The sequence below is a fragment of the Gluconobacter albidus genome (genome assembly GCF_002005485.1).
Classification (GTDB): Bacteria; Pseudomonadota; Alphaproteobacteria; order Acetobacterales; family Acetobacteraceae; genus Gluconobacter; species Gluconobacter albidus.
In genome coordinates this window covers 2222112-2237355 of sequence record NZ_CP014689.1, presented here as the reverse complement: position 1 = coordinate 2237355, position 15244 = coordinate 2222112, and the positions used below count along the sequence as shown (strand labels likewise).

At 57.3% G+C, this 15244-nt stretch carries 11 protein-coding genes; 5 read left to right on the top strand and 6 right to left on the bottom strand.

Annotated elements, in window-relative coordinates; translation table 11 throughout:
- Positions 1-139 precede the first annotated feature (139 nt).
- Together A0U94_RS10190 and A0U94_RS10185 are read left to right on the top strand one after the other, a co-directional pair.
- Complete coding sequence (locus A0U94_RS10190) at positions 140-1816, top strand: phospholipase C (RefSeq protein WP_244178121.1); 1677 nt, start codon at positions 140-142, stop codon at positions 1814-1816.
- A gap of 5 nt (positions 1817-1821) precedes the next feature.
- Positions 1822-3156 (top strand): cytochrome-c peroxidase, encoded by a 1335-nt coding sequence (locus A0U94_RS10185; RefSeq protein WP_244177990.1) that lies wholly within the window; start codon positions 1822-1824, stop codon positions 3154-3156.
- 34 nt (positions 3157-3190) lie between these two features.
- Here A0U94_RS10185 and A0U94_RS10180 read toward each other — a convergent pair whose 3' ends face one another.
- From A0U94_RS10180 to A0U94_RS10155, 6 genes are all read right to left on the bottom strand, one after another.
- The gene (locus tag A0U94_RS10180) at positions 3191-4648 is read right to left on the bottom strand and encodes a carbohydrate porin (protein WP_099253073.1); all 1458 of its coding nucleotides are present in this window, start codon (positions 4646-4648) and stop codon (positions 3191-3193) included.
- On the bottom strand, positions 4645-5145 hold the full coding sequence (locus A0U94_RS10175; RefSeq protein WP_231878093.1) for a GlcG/HbpS family heme-binding protein: 501 nt from the start codon (positions 5143-5145) through the stop codon (positions 4645-4647). The genes A0U94_RS10180 and A0U94_RS10175 overlap by 4 nt, the downstream gene beginning before the upstream one ends.
- 14 nt (positions 5146-5159) lie before the next feature.
- Positions 5160-6794: a GMC family oxidoreductase gene (locus tag A0U94_RS10170; protein ID WP_062029737.1), complete on the bottom strand. Its 1635-nt coding sequence runs from the start codon at positions 6792-6794 to the stop codon at positions 5160-5162.
- 17 nt (positions 6795-6811) lie between these two features.
- Complete coding sequence (locus tag A0U94_RS10165; RefSeq protein ID WP_077803293.1) at positions 6812-8275, bottom strand: c-type cytochrome; 1464 nt, start codon at positions 8273-8275, stop codon at positions 6812-6814.
- Positions 8276-8294: 19 nt separating this feature from the next.
- Positions 8295-8846, bottom strand: coding sequence for a sorbitol dehydrogenase family protein (locus A0U94_RS10160; protein ID WP_077803292.1), 552 nt, complete (start codon positions 8844-8846; stop codon positions 8295-8297).
- A 137-nt stretch (positions 8847-8983) separates the two neighbouring features.
- Entirely contained in the window at positions 8984-9910 is a 927-nt protein-coding gene (locus A0U94_RS10155) for a LysR family transcriptional regulator (protein WP_149026817.1), read from the bottom strand.
- Between the two features lie 168 nt (positions 9911-10078).
- Here A0U94_RS10155 and A0U94_RS10150 point away from each other — a divergent pair, with 168 nt between their 5' ends.
- Genes A0U94_RS10150 through A0U94_RS10140 form a run of 3 tightly spaced genes read left to right on the top strand, consistent with a single transcriptional unit; the run spans position 10079 to position 14903 of the window.
- Positions 10079-12412, top strand: a complete 2334-nt coding sequence (locus A0U94_RS10150; protein WP_077803290.1) for a TonB-dependent receptor — start codon at positions 10079-10081, stop codon at positions 12410-12412.
- A gap of 40 nt (positions 12413-12452) precedes the next feature.
- Positions 12453-13739 (top strand): MFS transporter, encoded by a 1287-nt coding sequence (locus A0U94_RS10145; RefSeq protein WP_077803289.1) that lies wholly within the window; start codon positions 12453-12455, stop codon positions 13737-13739.
- 27 nt (positions 13740-13766) lie between these two features.
- Positions 13767-14903: a M20 family metallopeptidase gene (locus A0U94_RS10140; protein WP_208611633.1), complete on the top strand. Its 1137-nt coding sequence runs from the start codon at positions 13767-13769 to the stop codon at positions 14901-14903.
- Positions 14904-15244: the final 341 nt, after the last annotated feature.

Here is a 15244-nt window from a genome sequence, read left to right as displayed (position 1 = left end):
CGTTCTTCTCTCCCTGTCCGTTGCCGCTCCTGCCCTCAGCCAGGCCCGTGGCTGGAATCCCTGGAATGATCAGGGACAGAACCAGAATCAGGGTTCATTCCAGCATGGGTCCGAGACGCGGACGCCCATTCGTCATCTGGTGGTGATCTATCAGGAGAACGTTTCCTTCGATCATTACTTCGCCACCTATCCGAAGGCTGCGAACCCTACGGGAGAGCCGGGCTTCAGGGCGCGCCCCGGTACGCCGACGGTCAACAACCTGCTTTCGCAGGGACTGCTGGAGCAGAACCCCAACACCAATACGGCCAACGGATCTGACGCAGCGCTTCCGTTTCGTCTGGATCGTACGCAGGCCAGCACAGCTGACCAGAATCATGCCTATACGGCCGAACAGATGGCCTATGACAACGGCAAGGCGGACCTTTTCCCGCTTTATACCGGTCGTGGAACATCCGGCGGCGTTGGCGCTTTCGGTACCAAGGGGCAGGTTCTCGGCTATTACGATGGCAACACGGTCACAGCGTACTGGCGTTATGCACAGCGCTTTGCGATGAGCGACAATGCCTACACCGACACCTATGGTCCTTCGACGCCGGGTGCGCTTGAAGTCGTTTCCGGCCAGACGAACGGTCTGAAGCTGCTGGCGACCACGCAGAAGCCGTCCACCGTTGCCAAGTCGTCCGCCTATGTGGCTGACGGACAGGGTGGCTGGACGATGGTCAACGACATCGACCCCGGTTACGACGCCTGCTCCTCCACGACCAATCAGGGTATGATGACGGGTCGTAATATCGGCGATCTGCTGAACGAGCGTGGCATTACCTGGGGCGGCTTCATGGGAGGCTTTGACCTCACCGCTTCCAATACGGACGGTTCCACGGGCTGCTCGCGCACGACATATTCCAGCATCGTGTCCGAAAACGTTGCGGACTACATCCCGCATCACAACTGGTTCCAGTATTACCTCAGCACGTCCAACCCGACCCATGCCCGCCCGGCCTCGGTCAGTTCCATCGGATACAGCTACGTTCCGGGGACGGCGAAAAAGGAACCGGCAAATCATGAATATGATCTGAAGGATTTCTACGCCGCCGTAAAAGCCGGCAACCTGCCTGCCGTGTCTTTCGTGAAGCTCCCGGCCTATCAGGACGGTCATGCCGGCTATTCCGACCCGCTGGACGAGCAGGTTGGTGTGGTTGATGTGGTCAATGCCGTTCAGAAGCTGCCGGAATGGCAGGATACGGCGATCCTGATCGCTTATGATGACTCCGACGGATGGTACGATCATGCCTATGTCGCGCCGACACATGGCTCTTACGATGCCGCTGCGGACCAGCTGGGCGGCGCAGGGATCTGCGGTACCGGTACGGCTCCGACAGGCGTTGGCGGAAAGCCGGTCAATGGTCGTTGCGGACCCGGCACGCGTATCCCGCTGATCGTGATTTCGCCCTGGGCCAAGCAGAACTTCGTCAGCCATACCCTGACGACCCAGGCCTCCATCGCACGCTTCATCGAAGACAACTGGCTCGGCGGCAAGCGTCTGGGGCAGGGGTCCTTTGACGCCACGGCTGGCAAGATCGACGATCTGTTCGATTTCCGTCATGACCCCAACACGGAAACGCTTGAACTCGACGACAACACGGGTGATATCGTTGCAACCCGTCACCCCCACCATGGCGGCGGCCATCAGTCTTCCGGGCATGATGACTCACCGTTTGGCCATCACTCGGGTGACACGGCTTCCAACGACAACGCGCAGGGTTATTTCTCCTCCCTGTTGTCCTCGATCTTCTCCATGTTTTCACGCTACCTCTGATCTTTATGCCTGATTTTCACCATCGGATGCGGCCCGTTCTGGGTCGCATCACTCTTCTGGCGCTTCTCTGGACGGGAAGCGCCCTGGCGCAGCAGACCGGCTCCTGCCTTCCCGCAGAGGATGGCAGTAATCCCTGTCCTGTGCCGTTGCGGCGACCGGATGTTCATCCGCTCTCGCAGATGGCGGAAATCGGGAAACAGATCTTTCACGATCCTCTGATTTCCGGGTCTGGACGACTGTCCTGCGCGTCGTGTCATGAACGCGGAAATCATTACGCATCCTCGGCTGCAACACCTGTTTTTCTGGGTGGTGCGCATCTGGATCTTCAGGGACGGCGCTCCATTCCGACCCTGACCTATGCCGAGCGGAACCCCAATTTCAGCATCGGTCCCGATAATCCGACCAGCGAAGCCGCGCCAGCCATCGTGGCCAATGCGGCGGCTACGCAGCGTGGCGGGAAAAATGCCGCCAATCCGGGTGCTGCATCAGCAAATATGGTGCCGCAGGGGGGGCTGTTCTGGGATGGTCGTGCCGACACCTTGCAGGAGCAGGCGCTCGGCCCGCTTTACGATCCCGCAGAAATGGCCTCGACGCCTGAAAAGGTGACGGAGCGCGTCATTCATGCGCCTTATTCGGACACACTGAAACAGCTTGCGGGTGTTCGCGCCAATGCGTCTTCTTCACTTCTGCTGGCTGAAGCGATTTTTGCCATGGCCCGGTATCAGATCGAAGACCCGGCCTTTCATCGCTACAACAGTAAATTCGATGGCTGGCTCGAAGGGCATGAAAAATTCTCCCCTCTGGAACGGGAGGGGTATCTGGCCTTTAACGATCCCGCAAAAGGCAATTGTGCGGCGTGCCATGTCGATACGGTCGCCAGCACGCGCCTGCCGCCGCTTTTTACGGATCACCAGTATGAAGCCCTGGGAGCGCCGCGTAACATGGCGCTCAAGGCCAATCATGACCCGAATTCCTATGATCTGGGGGTCTGTGACCGTCAGGCGGATGGGCGAACCGCTCTGAGCCTTTATTGCGGGATGTTCACCACGCCGACGCTGCGGAATGTGGCCACACGCAAGGTCTTTTTCCATAACGGGGTTTTTCGTGCGCTGGAGGACGTGCTTGATTTCTACGCCCTCCGCGACCTCGAGCCCAAGCGCTTCTATCCGGTTTCAAAGACGGGACATGTCGAGGCGTATAACGATATCCCGGCCCGGTATCGCGCCAATCTGGACACGACTGACGCTCCGTTTGACCGCAAGCCCGGCGAGCAGCCCGCCATGACCCCGCATGATCGCGAGGCCATTATTGCGTTTCTCAAAACCCTGACGGACCGCTGAGCGAACTCTTTGGATCCTCCCTTGGTGGAGGATCTCAGAAATTCGCCGTCAACTGCCCGCCGATAACTGCGGCGTCCTTGAACGTCGTCGTTGCACCCGGGCGCTGAAGGTACTGGAAATCAGCCTGCAGGGTTGTGCCCCGCATGATGTGGGTGCTGTAGAACGCCTCATAGACATTTTCCCAGTGCTGCACCCCGTAAACAGGCCCCCACTGATTGGCCAGATAGGGCAGTCCGAGCGCGAGTGAGGATTCCTGCTGAAGGGTCACGGTATGGCTCATGTCCATGTGCTGGAACATGATACCGGCCTGATCGCCGCTCCGGTGCCAGGCGGTTCCGCTATCGACGAGGCCGATCCATTCGTGGTCCCGCATGGCAACGAGATTGCCCTGCGCATATCCGACGCCACCAATCACGATCAGCCCATCCGTCACGCCCGGTCCGTTGCGGACCAGCATCTGGTCGAACATGAACCAGGCTGAGGTCATCCCGGCTTCATAGCGCCGGTCCAGTCCCGTAGCCTGAAAGGAGTTGCCGTGGATGTCTTCATAAAGGTTCGGATAGCGCGAATTATCGTACCAGGCGCCGATCTTGTAATTGCCGCGCAGTTTGTCTTTGCCGAAAGAGGGCATCCAGCCGATTTCGATCTGCGACGAGACTTTTCCGAGCCCGCTCTGGGCCATGGCCCAGCCTGAAATGCCACCATTGTAGCTGTGGGGAGAGACCGCGAAGACGCCCGCCATGATGTAGGTCTGCTCTGTTGGGCGCAGACGCAGTACGCCACCCAGGTTGCCTGATGGCCAGTCGCGCCCACCGGGAACATATTTTCCGGGAGCGAAGTTACTGCACACCGAAACGTTCATGAAGGAGCAGGCGACGTAATCAAAGGCGAAGAAACTGCCTGTCGGAATATCGCCAAGGGACAGGATGATGCGGTCGTTCAGGAAGGATTTATCTGCATACATCGCGACAAGATGTGCGACGACGTTACCACGTCCACCATAAATCTGTTCCGGATTCGTAACTGAATCACCAAGTGTATGGCTGAAGCTGCGCCCGTGTCCGTTAATCACGAGGAGATGCGTCCACAGCCCCTTGACGCCTGCAAGCTGCTGCCAGTCCACATCCAGTTCGGCCGCCACCTGACCGGCCAGCACGTTGTCTTTTGTGCGGCCGCCGGTGACGTTGGCCATGTATTCTTCGTTGAGCGCGACATTGAGATACATGCCGTGCTTTGTCAGCCATGTCTGGGCGCCCCCCCAGTCCCCGAACAGGTGAGGGTTGCCGTACAGCGATGGGACGAGCGGGCCAACTGCGAAGGTGCCCACGCCTTCCATCGCAAAGGCGCGGGCTTTGTAGGAGTCAGGTGTCGCAAGGTTCTGGGAGGTCTCGCTCTGTGCGAGTGCCTGACGGCCGGGGCCAATGATCCCCAGAACCGCGCACAGGAAAAACCCGGCGAGTTTTTTCCTGTGCAGGAGACGTCGGGTTTTCATTCAGTGCTCTTTGCCTTTGAAGCCTGCAGGAAGGTGGTGACTGTGGACTGGGCGAGATGGGCGTCGGTATCGCCCTCACCGCCGCTCAGACCAAGGGCGCCCACGAGTTCGTTGTTCACCATGATCGGATATCCGCCGCCTGCGGGAAGAGCGTTGGGCAGCGTACTGATCATGTAGTTCCCGCTATTGAGGGCATGTTCCATGTCCGCGGTCGGGCGGGCGAAAGACAGGGCTGTCTTGGCCTTGCGGATGGCCAGTTCGATGCTGCCGAGCTGTGTGCCGTCCATTTTCTGGAAGGACACCAGATTCCCGCCTGCATCGACAATGGCAATGGCGACGCGGTTATGACTGGCGGCTGCCAGTTTTTTGGCCTGTTCGATCAGGGTATTGGAAGTTGTCAGATTCACTGTCAGATCCTTCGCTGAGGCAAACCCCGTAAGGCCTGTTGCGGCGATGAGAAGACTGAGGACGGCGCCCGTGCTCCGTCGTTTAGACATTGTTTTCAAAAGACCTATCCCTGTTTCAGATCATTGAGAATGGCGTCTGCGGCGCGCAGTGAGAGCGCGGCCATTGTCAAAGTCGAATTCACCGTTCCCGAGGCGGCCATTGTGGCACCTGTTGCAAGAAACAGATTGGCGTGATCGTGGGTTCTGAGCCACTTGTCCACGACGGAATCGCGTGGGTCATGGCCCATGATGGTGCCCCCGGTAATGTGATTGTTGGGAGTGAAGTACGGGCTCATCTCGATTTCCGTTCCTCCAAGGGCCTTGGCAATGTCCATGAGACGCTGCCGGGAAATGACGGCCGATTTACGCACATATTCGCCCACATCATAAGTCACTTCGGGGTGTGGAATGCCTAGGGCGTCCTTGTGGTCCTTTGAAAGAACGAGGCGATTGTTCGGATCGGGAAGGACTTCATGATTGGCATAGATGTCCACGCCATGCGCCGTGCGGCGGCGGATTTCCTCATCCAGCTTCTTGCCCACCAGCCCCATGGACAGGGCCTTCATGCCGGCACGGGAATTCTGGGCCGTATTGTTGTAACCAATCTGTGTGGCGGCGTATTCCGAACGGAAATCGCCGTCCCGGAAGTTGGTGATGGAGCTCATCTGGACCGATCCGCCACCAGCCCAGATGGGTTCTGCAGACTGGAAGCTCATGCCGATGCCCGGATGGTCCATCATGTTCCGGCCGACGAGGTCGGACGAGTTTGCAATGCCGTTGGGATTGCGGTCGTTTGCGGCGAGAAGCAGCAGTTTCGGGGTTTCGATTCCGTTGGCTGCGACGACGAATGTTTTTGCAACGACACGATGGGACTGTTTTTCGGGATCGTAGAAGCGGATGGCGGTGATCTTGTTTTTCGCGTCCGTTTCCATCGCATAGACGACGGCGTTCGGAATGATTTTTGCGCCGAGCTTTTCGGCCTTCAGTGCGGCATAGACGCCATTATACATCGCGCCAATCGGGCAGATTGGCATGCAGTTGTTGTTGCCGCAGCACTGGGGGCGGCCATCATAGGGCCGGCTGTTGCGGGCCTGCGGAACGGGCGTGTTCGAAAAGCCGAGCTTGCTGACCACCTCGGTAAAGGTGCGGTCTCCGTAGCCATAAGGCATGGAGGTCATGGGCCAGGGGTTTTTGCGCGGTGCGGAGGGCGTGATTTCTTCGCCATTCGGCCCCATGACGCCCATTTCGCACTCGGCCTCGTAATAATAGGGCTCGAGTTCGTCATAGCTCACGGCGTAGTCGCGTCCGACGCCATAGGTGGAATGCAGTTTGAAATCGTTGGGCAGATAGCGCCAGCTTGACGCGGCCCAGTGCCATGTCGTGCCGCCAACGCCCTTGATGATGCCCTGTTTGTAGGCTGTCTGGTCCGGGCCTTTGACGATCAGGTAATTGTTGTCAGGAAAATAGTTGGTATGCGGGGCCCATGGAACGCTGGGATAAGGCGTTGCGTAGTCGTACTGGGATTTGTTGTCGGGCGGCATGTTCCGCCAGTTCTCAACGATCTGGGACCGGTCGCGGCGCGGACCGGCATCCAGCAGCAGAACGGAAAGCCCGTTGCGGACGAGTTTATGGGCAAGCAGGGAGCCACAGATTCCTGCTCCAATGATGACGACATCAGCCGAAAGCGTTTCACCAGACATGATATGATCCTTGAATTCTATTGAGCGACACGCTGTTTCCGACGGCTGACCAGCCACCAGATGCCACCCACCACGATGATGGCGCCAAGGACACCACCAGCCCCGAGCAGGAGCATCACGCCCGGATTTGCGAGCTGGGCGAGCGGAACCTGCTTGCCGCCCACGCGGACCTGTTTGACTGCATCTGCGGAAACCGTGGCCTGTGCGTTACCAAAATGACTCAGAACGTAATCCGCGACTGTCGCGATCTGTTCATCCGTCAGGGGCTGAACCAGAGAGCCGGGACCGAAGGCTGGCATCAGGATTTCGTGGTGATCCGTGGTACGGTCCACGCCATACAGGATGCTGGCGATCAGGTCGTTCGGATTGCGTTGCCCCGTCGTCGTGTTTCCTACGAGAGAGGGATAATATCCATCGGGCGATCCTTTGCCGTTGGATTGATGGCAACTCGCGCAAACCGCTTCATAGAGGGCTGCGCCGTCCGTGGTTTTGGCCAGGGTGCTGTTGTTTCGGCGCGCATTGGCGTCCGCCACGCTGTAGCTGGACGGACGGCCGGAATGTGCGAAATTGGCGACGGTTTCTCCTGCCTCGGCCTTGGGCGGAACGGAACGGAGATAGGTCACGATTGCCGAAATATCCGCATCCGGCAGATATTGCAGGCTGTGCTCGACCGCCTCGGCCATTGGTCCTGCAGCACGGGCATGCGCTGTCTGGCCGGTTTTCAGATACTGATAGAGGTCCTGATCGGACCAGCCGCCAATGCCGCTTTGGGGATCATTGGTAATATTCGGTGCGCGCCAGGAGCCTATGTCCGCACCGGCGAGATAGGCAGACTGGTCGGGCGCGAGGAGGAAATTGCGAGGCGTGTGGCATTCGCCGCAATGGGCCAGTTCATCGACCAGATAACGGCCGCGGTTCCAGTCGTCGTTGTGGGTGTGGTCGAAGACATAAGGCTTGCCCTCGATCCGTGCGGCAATTTTCCAGATCCCCAGAGATGCGCGGATGGAAAACGGGAAGGGAAGCTGCGTTTTGGGCGACGGGGCGTCTACGGGCTTCACTTCATTCATGATGTAGGCGTAGAGCGATTTGACGTCTTCATCCGTCAGGCGGTTATAGGCGTCATACGGCATGGCTGGATAAAGCTGGGCTCCATCGGCGCGGATGCCGTGTCTCAGGGCCTGCGAGAACTGCTCGAGAGTATAGTTCCCGATACCATATGTTTTCGATGGCGTAATGTTTGTGGAGTAAATATTTCCCATAGGAGAGGAAATGGCATAACCGCCAGCCAGAAACTGACCGTCGCGTCCATTTGTATGACAGGCCGCGCAGTCCGCGGCGATCGCGAGATAGTGACCGCGACTGATGGAAGGACGATGGGCTGAGGCGGGTGTCGGCTCTGTCGGTTGTGCCAAGGCGGACGTTCCAGCGAGAAGGAAGACAGTCGTCAGGGCCGTGCCGGACAGAGGACGAAAATATCGCATGATCACTGAGATAATTCCCTTAGAATTCCGGCATGACAGCGACGGAAGCGGGCTCTGCAACCCAGTAATTCGGCCCGTTATGGGCATAGGTCGGGATGACGACGACATCGCGGGATGTCTGGTACATCAGCGCTTTTTCGAAGGCGTAAACCTTGGCATTCGTTCCGCTTTCAATGACGCCCGAATACCAGCCGCGGATAATCTGGAGGAGCGTGGCGTGCAGAGGGTCACCGGTGAGGGCTGCCTCCAGCGTTTCGACATCCGGATATCCGTTTTTGGCGATACGCTCGCGAAGAGCGGCGACCTGAGCGGGGAAATCGTGTTTCTGTGCCTCGAAAGCCAGGAAAAGGGCAGATCCAATGCCGAGATCCAGGTTTTTATGACCGGTTGCAAAGGCGGAAAGCTGCATGAAATCGGAAATGCCATCACGATTTGAAGACACTATTTCTTGAGCAGAACCTTTTTTTGCCGTCCCTACGGCGACGGCTGTCAGGCAGGCTCCGGAAAGGGCCAGGAGTCGCCTGCGCGAAAGCATGGCCGAAACCGGATTGGGATCAGATAATGTGTCCAATGGCGCTCTCCTTGAGGAATAGCGTGATGTGTGATGCGCTTTCTTCCGGATTTTTCGCCAATAATGGAAATGACTATTTCTTGTTCGCTCTGACAAAATGGTGATGTGGAGCGTTTTTTAACCGTAACAACTGCGAGTCAGGCAGGCGTCTGGAACAGCCCTGAATTGGTACTGAGAATGTCCCGCCATAGATCGAATGCCGCCGGCATCAGGCGCCGACCGGCGCGAACTGCGGCGTAACGTTCGAAGGATTTCGCAATAGGATGATCCAGAGGAATGGCGCAGACACGATTGAGATCGACATAATCCTGTGCCGCGCCTTTGGTCATGAAGGCGACGCCCAGATTGTGCGCGACGAGGGAGAGTGCCGTTCCGAACAGGTCGCACCGGTAGGCCGGGAAACAGTTGAGCTGCCGGTCTTCCAGAATGGCATCGACATAGGTTTGGGCGGCAAAGTGGGACTGAAAGAAGATGAGTGGGCTGCTCGCGATGTCTTCCATGGTCACGGTGTCTCTCGTAGCCAGCGGGTGTGTGGCCGGCAAAATCGCGCATAACGGCTCGGTCTGGAACGGACGCGCGTTCAGGATGGGGTCACGCGCTGTGCCAGCGTAAATACAGACATCGACTTCATCATCACGCACCATCTGGACAAGCTGGGGGAGGGGGGCGGTGCGGATTTCAATGGTGATGCCGGGATGACTGGCGACGAACCGGTGCAGAACGGCCTTGATCAAAACGCTGACAATTCCTTCGCCACTCCCGATCGTAACATGTCCGCGTTCCAGCGTGCGATATTCCTGGAGACTGTTCTGGAAGCGCCGGGTCAGGCGGGCCCGTTCGCGTCCATAATTACAGACGACTTCTCCCATTTCCGTCAGGGCCGTGACGCGCCCGCGTTTCATCAGAAGGCTGAGGGCCAGCTGGTCTTCAAGGGCTGCAATCTGGCGGCTGATTGTGGACGCATTGACGCCGATGGCCGTTGCGGCGGAGCGAATGCTGCCAAAGCGCGCGACTGCGTCCAGATATTGCAGGGTTCGTTCGCTTAATTCATGCCCCCCAAACATTTCGTTACTCCGTTGCATTGAACGCAACATTCTTGTCGATGTTACGGCATGGATTCAATCGTTTTTTTAATATTTCATTTAAGAAACGAGTAGGGCTTTCCGGCTGTCATCCGGGGCGTCCTGCAATCCGCCCTTGCGTATAGACAGGCCTCTATAAGGAAGCTTTTCATGGTGCTGCGCGTTCTTTCCCGGAGCTGTAAACTGACAACGGCACTGGCATTCGGTACGGTGGGCGCAACGCTTGGTTCTGCCGAAGCCGCGCCCACGCATTCGGCGCATTCTGTCAAACATGCGGCGCCCTTGGGGGGTGCTTCGGTGCGTCACAGGAATGCGGACCATGCAACATCCCGGACAGCTACGGATGCGGAGACCATCAAGGTTTCGGTGCGCAAACTTCCGACGCGGTTCAACACAGAGCAGCATGTAGGCTCATCGACCACAATGATTAGCTCGGAAACGCTGCAGCAACGCGCGGTTATCACCACGACGGATATTCAGAAGCTGGCGCCGAACCTTCAGATTGAAAGCCAGTACGGCTCGAGCGCGCTGAATTTTCATCTTCGGGGCGTTGGTTTCAACGATCTGACCATGAACAATACGCCTTCCGTCATGCCCTATATTGATGGTGTGGCGTATCCGATTTCGTCCATGACATCCGGGCCTCTGTTCGATATCGACAGTATCGGGGTCGATCCCGGACCGTCCGGCTTTACACATGGACAGACCACGACAGGCGGTGAGGTCCGTATTACGACCAAGGCGCCGGAAAAGCAGTTTCATGCCGGGATTGCCGAAGATTTCGCGTCGTACAACAGGAGCAAGACCGATGCGTTCGTCACCGGCTCCATCACGCATAATCTTCAGTATCGTCTGGCGGCGGAGCTTCTTGAAGGGGGCGGGTACTATACCAACCGTGATACCGGGCAGTCTCTCGGGGATCAGCATACCGGGGCGATCCGCGGCAAGCTGGCCTGGCAGCCGGATGAAGATACGGATGTGGATCTGACCGGATACTGGTCCCTGAACCGCTCGGAAGCTCCGGGTTTCAGGATCAACAACAACCTCTCGGCCTATGCGGGACAATATGGACGCGATCTTGGCTATTACCAGACGGGCTGGGACATCAAGCCGGCGTTTGCGAAGCTGATCGGCTATCATGACACCAAACCCCAGTTCAATGATCTGAACTGGGGCTTTCATCTGGCCATGGCGCATCGCTTCCGGTTCGGAGAGCTTGATGTTTCGAGCGCCTATGACGCCGTTCAGCTTCATGAATACCAGGACCAGGACGGAATGCCGTATGCCACGGCAGACGACTATCGCACCCAGGTTGCGAATTCGTTCACGCAGGAAGTCAGTTTTCACAACCTGAAAGACAGTGCGAGCCGATTCAGCTGGGATGCCGGTCTTTATTACAACCGGATCATGCAGAAGCAGAACAACTACTATGATTTCTCGGATTATGCCCTGCGTGGGTACATGTCCGAGACGAGGTTCAGTTCGCCGCAGGAGACATTCAACCAGTATGTTACGCTGGGGTACAAGGTTCTGAAAAACCTGCGTTTTGTCGGCAGTATTTCACATGAATCGGATTCCCGGCAGCTTGTCGATCTCACGACAATTCACTTCGGGCACAACGACCTCAACTTCGGAACGCATGGTGCGCTCGCCAACCAGTTTACCGGGAAGGTCGGGATTGAATATCAGGCGACGCCGACCAGTCTGTTTTATGCGGATATTCGCAAAGGCATGAAGCCCGGAGGATTTACGGCCAATAATACGGTCGTGCCGCAGCAGGCACAGCCCATCAAGCCGGAAACGATCCTGGCCTATGAGATCGGGACGAAGAACGATTTCTTCTCTCACCGTCTGCGCCTGAATGCTGCGGCCTTCTATTATGATTATCGCGACCAGCAGGTGCTCGGAAACATTGTTGTCCCCAGTTATGGGTCTGTGGGGTCTTATGTCAGCGTGCCGCGCTCGACCATCTGGGGCGTTGAAGGCTCCATGGAGGCGCATCCCACGCGGGATCTGACCCTCACGCAGGTCGTGGGATATCAGCGGGGCGTTTATGACCAGTTTCATTCGATCAATGCGGCACAGGTGAATGCCTATTACGCCAAGACCGGTATCTGGCAGGCGTTTTACAGCAACTATCATGGTGTTGACAGCGGCATTCCCAAGATTTCAATGAACGGATCTGCTGTTTATACCATTCATGTGCTTCCGCATTATCATGTTCTCTTCGATGTTGATTATTCCTACCGTGGGGCAGAAGGTCTGATTCCCGGTAATCCGCCTTACCGGACCGTCCCGGCCTATTTCCTTCTGAACTCGTTCCTGACGTTTGAGCCCAATTCGAGAAAATGGTCTGCCACGGTTTATGCGACCAATCTGGCCGACCGGAAATATGATCTGACGCGCTCTCAGGCCACGAACGTGCAGACAGCGATTTCAGGGCCGCCCCGGTTTATCGGTGGCCGTTTGAATTACAATTTCTGATGATGCCGAACGTCGTTACAGGCCAGAAGGGACAGCATGCATGACAGGCAGGAAAACCGCCCGGACGATCGCCGCCGCGACTGTCGGCAATGCGCTGGAGTTCTTCGACTTTACGGTCTTTACGGCGTATGCGGCCTATATCGGTGATTATTTCTTCGGCAGCACGGATGATTACGTCCGCGTTTTGCAGGCGGTTTCCGTGTTCGGTCTTGGTTTCGTCGCACGGCCTCTGGGGGCTCTGCTGATCGGCTATTATGCCGATACGCGCGGGCGGAAAGCCGCCATGACACTGACGCTGCTTTCGATGTGCATCGGGTCTCTGCTGATTGCCATTCTGCCGGGCTACAGAACGATCGGGATTGCAGCGCCGGCTTTGCTTCTTGTGGCGCGGCTGCTTCAGGGGTTTTCGGTCGGAGGGGAGATGGGACCTGCCACGGCGTTTCTGGTGGAGTCCGCACCGGATACGAAAACCTCGCGGCGAGCGGCGTCCTGGCAGCTTGCGAGCCAGTCCTTTGCGACCATCGCTTCCGGACTTCTGGGAGCCTTGCTGAGCCTTGTGCTGACTCATCATGAGCTTGCCAGCTGGGGGTGGCGCATTCCGTTTGCGATCGGGGCCATGATCGGGCCGATCGGGCTCTGGCTGCGGGGTGCGTTGGAGGAAACCCTTGTTCCCGAACCGGGGCAGCAGAAGCCGCCCCATATCCTGTCCGTTTTCACCGGAATGCCTGTGGAGGTTCTGTCAGGCATGCTGATTACGGCGGGTGGGACGGTGCTTCAGTATTTCTTTCTCTACTGTGCCCTGTTTGCCGGGAAAAACCTGCATTTCCATGCGCTTCCGGCCCTGTCGGTGAATATTGCGATCGGTGCTGGTACGGCATTCGGAGCGATTGCCAGTGGGTATCTGGTTTCAGCTTTCGGGCAGACGGCGATCGTCGTGACCTGCCGTGTCATTCTGGCCTGTACGATTGTTCCGGTTTTCATGCTGTTTTCTCATGGCGCAGGGTTTCCGGTCGTTTTTTCGCTTCTGGGATTTCTGGCCATTTTCCATGGCGCAGCCTCGGGAACGGGTACCGGTATTCTCACGCGGCTGTTTCCGATGCCTGTCAGAACCGTGGGTGTGGGCTGCGCCTATTCTCTGGCCGTGACTGTGTTTGGCGGTTCGGCCCAGCCCATTTTCACCGTGATTATCAACCGGACAGGCAGTTCTGTCTCATGGTGTTTTTATGTGGTGGTCATGGCCCTGCTGTCCACGGTTCCGTTCCTGTGGATGAGAAAGCGCCTGCGCGATACCCCTGCTTCTTTGGCCGCCGGCCTTCATACGCCCTGATTTTCCAGTTCTCTGAAAGTTTTCTTTATGAAGATGTCATCTGAAGACCTGTCGTCGTTTCTTGCGGAACTCAAGGACTGGGTCAGTATCGAAACGCCGACCACCAGTCCCGACAAGGTGGATGAACTGGGGCGGGTGATCATGTCCAGCGCCAGGAATGCCGGGCTGGCAGCCGAGGTGCACGGCGGCAACATGGACACGCGCGGGGCGGCGCTGGGGGATCATTTTGTTCTTTTCGATCCCGAACGGATGTCGAATGAGAAGGGTATCCTGTTGCTCTGCCATATTGATACGGTCCATCCCGTCGGAACGCTCGCCCATGGATTGCCGTGGAAACAGGAAGGGGACAGGCTGTACGGGCCGGGCATTGCTGACATGAAAGCGGGCGTTCTGCTGGCTTTCCGGGCGCTGGCCAGACTGTCCCGGCAGTCGCCGTTGCCAATACGGATGCTGGTTGTGTCGGATGAGGAAATCGGTAGTCCGTCATCCCGGTCGTTGATTGAAGACGAAGCTTCCAGAGCCCGGTATGTGCTCGTGACGGAACCGGGACGACCGGGGAACGGTATCGTGAGCGGCCGAAAAGGCGTTGGGCGGTACTTCCTGTCATGTCATGGCCGTCCGGCTCATTCCGGTCGGGCGCATGCCGAAGGGCGCAGTGCAATCCGCGAACTTGCTCACCAGATTCTGGCGCTTGAAGCCATGACGGATGAAAGCCGGGGCATCACGGTCAATGTCGGTCTCATTTCCGGAGGGACGGGGGCCAATGTCGTGGCAGAGCACGCCTCGGCGGTCGTTGATCTGCGCGTTCCGGATGGTGCGACCGGGACGGAAATGAATGAGCGTATTCTGGGTCTTGAGGCTGTGGATCCGGATGTTGGTTTCTTTGTTGAAGGCGGGATCAACCGCCCTGGGTATGTGAAAAACGACGGAATTGCCGCGCTGGTTGAAAAAGCGGAAGCCATTTCCATTGCGGACGGTCAGACCCTGTTCGATCTGTCTACCGGTGGCGGTTCGGACGGCAATTTCTCTGCCGCGATGGGAGTTCCGACCCTTGATGCACTCGGTATTGTGGGGGACGGAGCCCATACCCTGCAGGAATATATAGAAATTTCCAGTATTCCTGTGAGATGGAACCTGCTGACAGAGTTGATCATGCAGCTTTGAGCAGTGTTTCAGGCGCCCGTCAGAACGTTCAGAGATCCTGCGCAGTATGGGAAATCGCGTTCTGACCGGGATTTTTGAGTATTGTTTTTCCGGGCCGTGCCGGTGCCTGAAATGCCTGGGATCCGAATAATACAAAACGCGAATGTCTGAAAAATTTCTTGTTTCAATCAGGCAACTTTTGTAAATTTTTCTTTACACACATCACACAGGAACCTTTCGTATGGCACAAATAGAGTTTCCGCTGGGCCGCTTTTCCCGCTCTCTTCTGTCAACGTCGATCCTGTGTGTTTTCCCGATGACGGCTGTGTGTGCGGCTGATGTGAAAGATGTTACCGCATCTT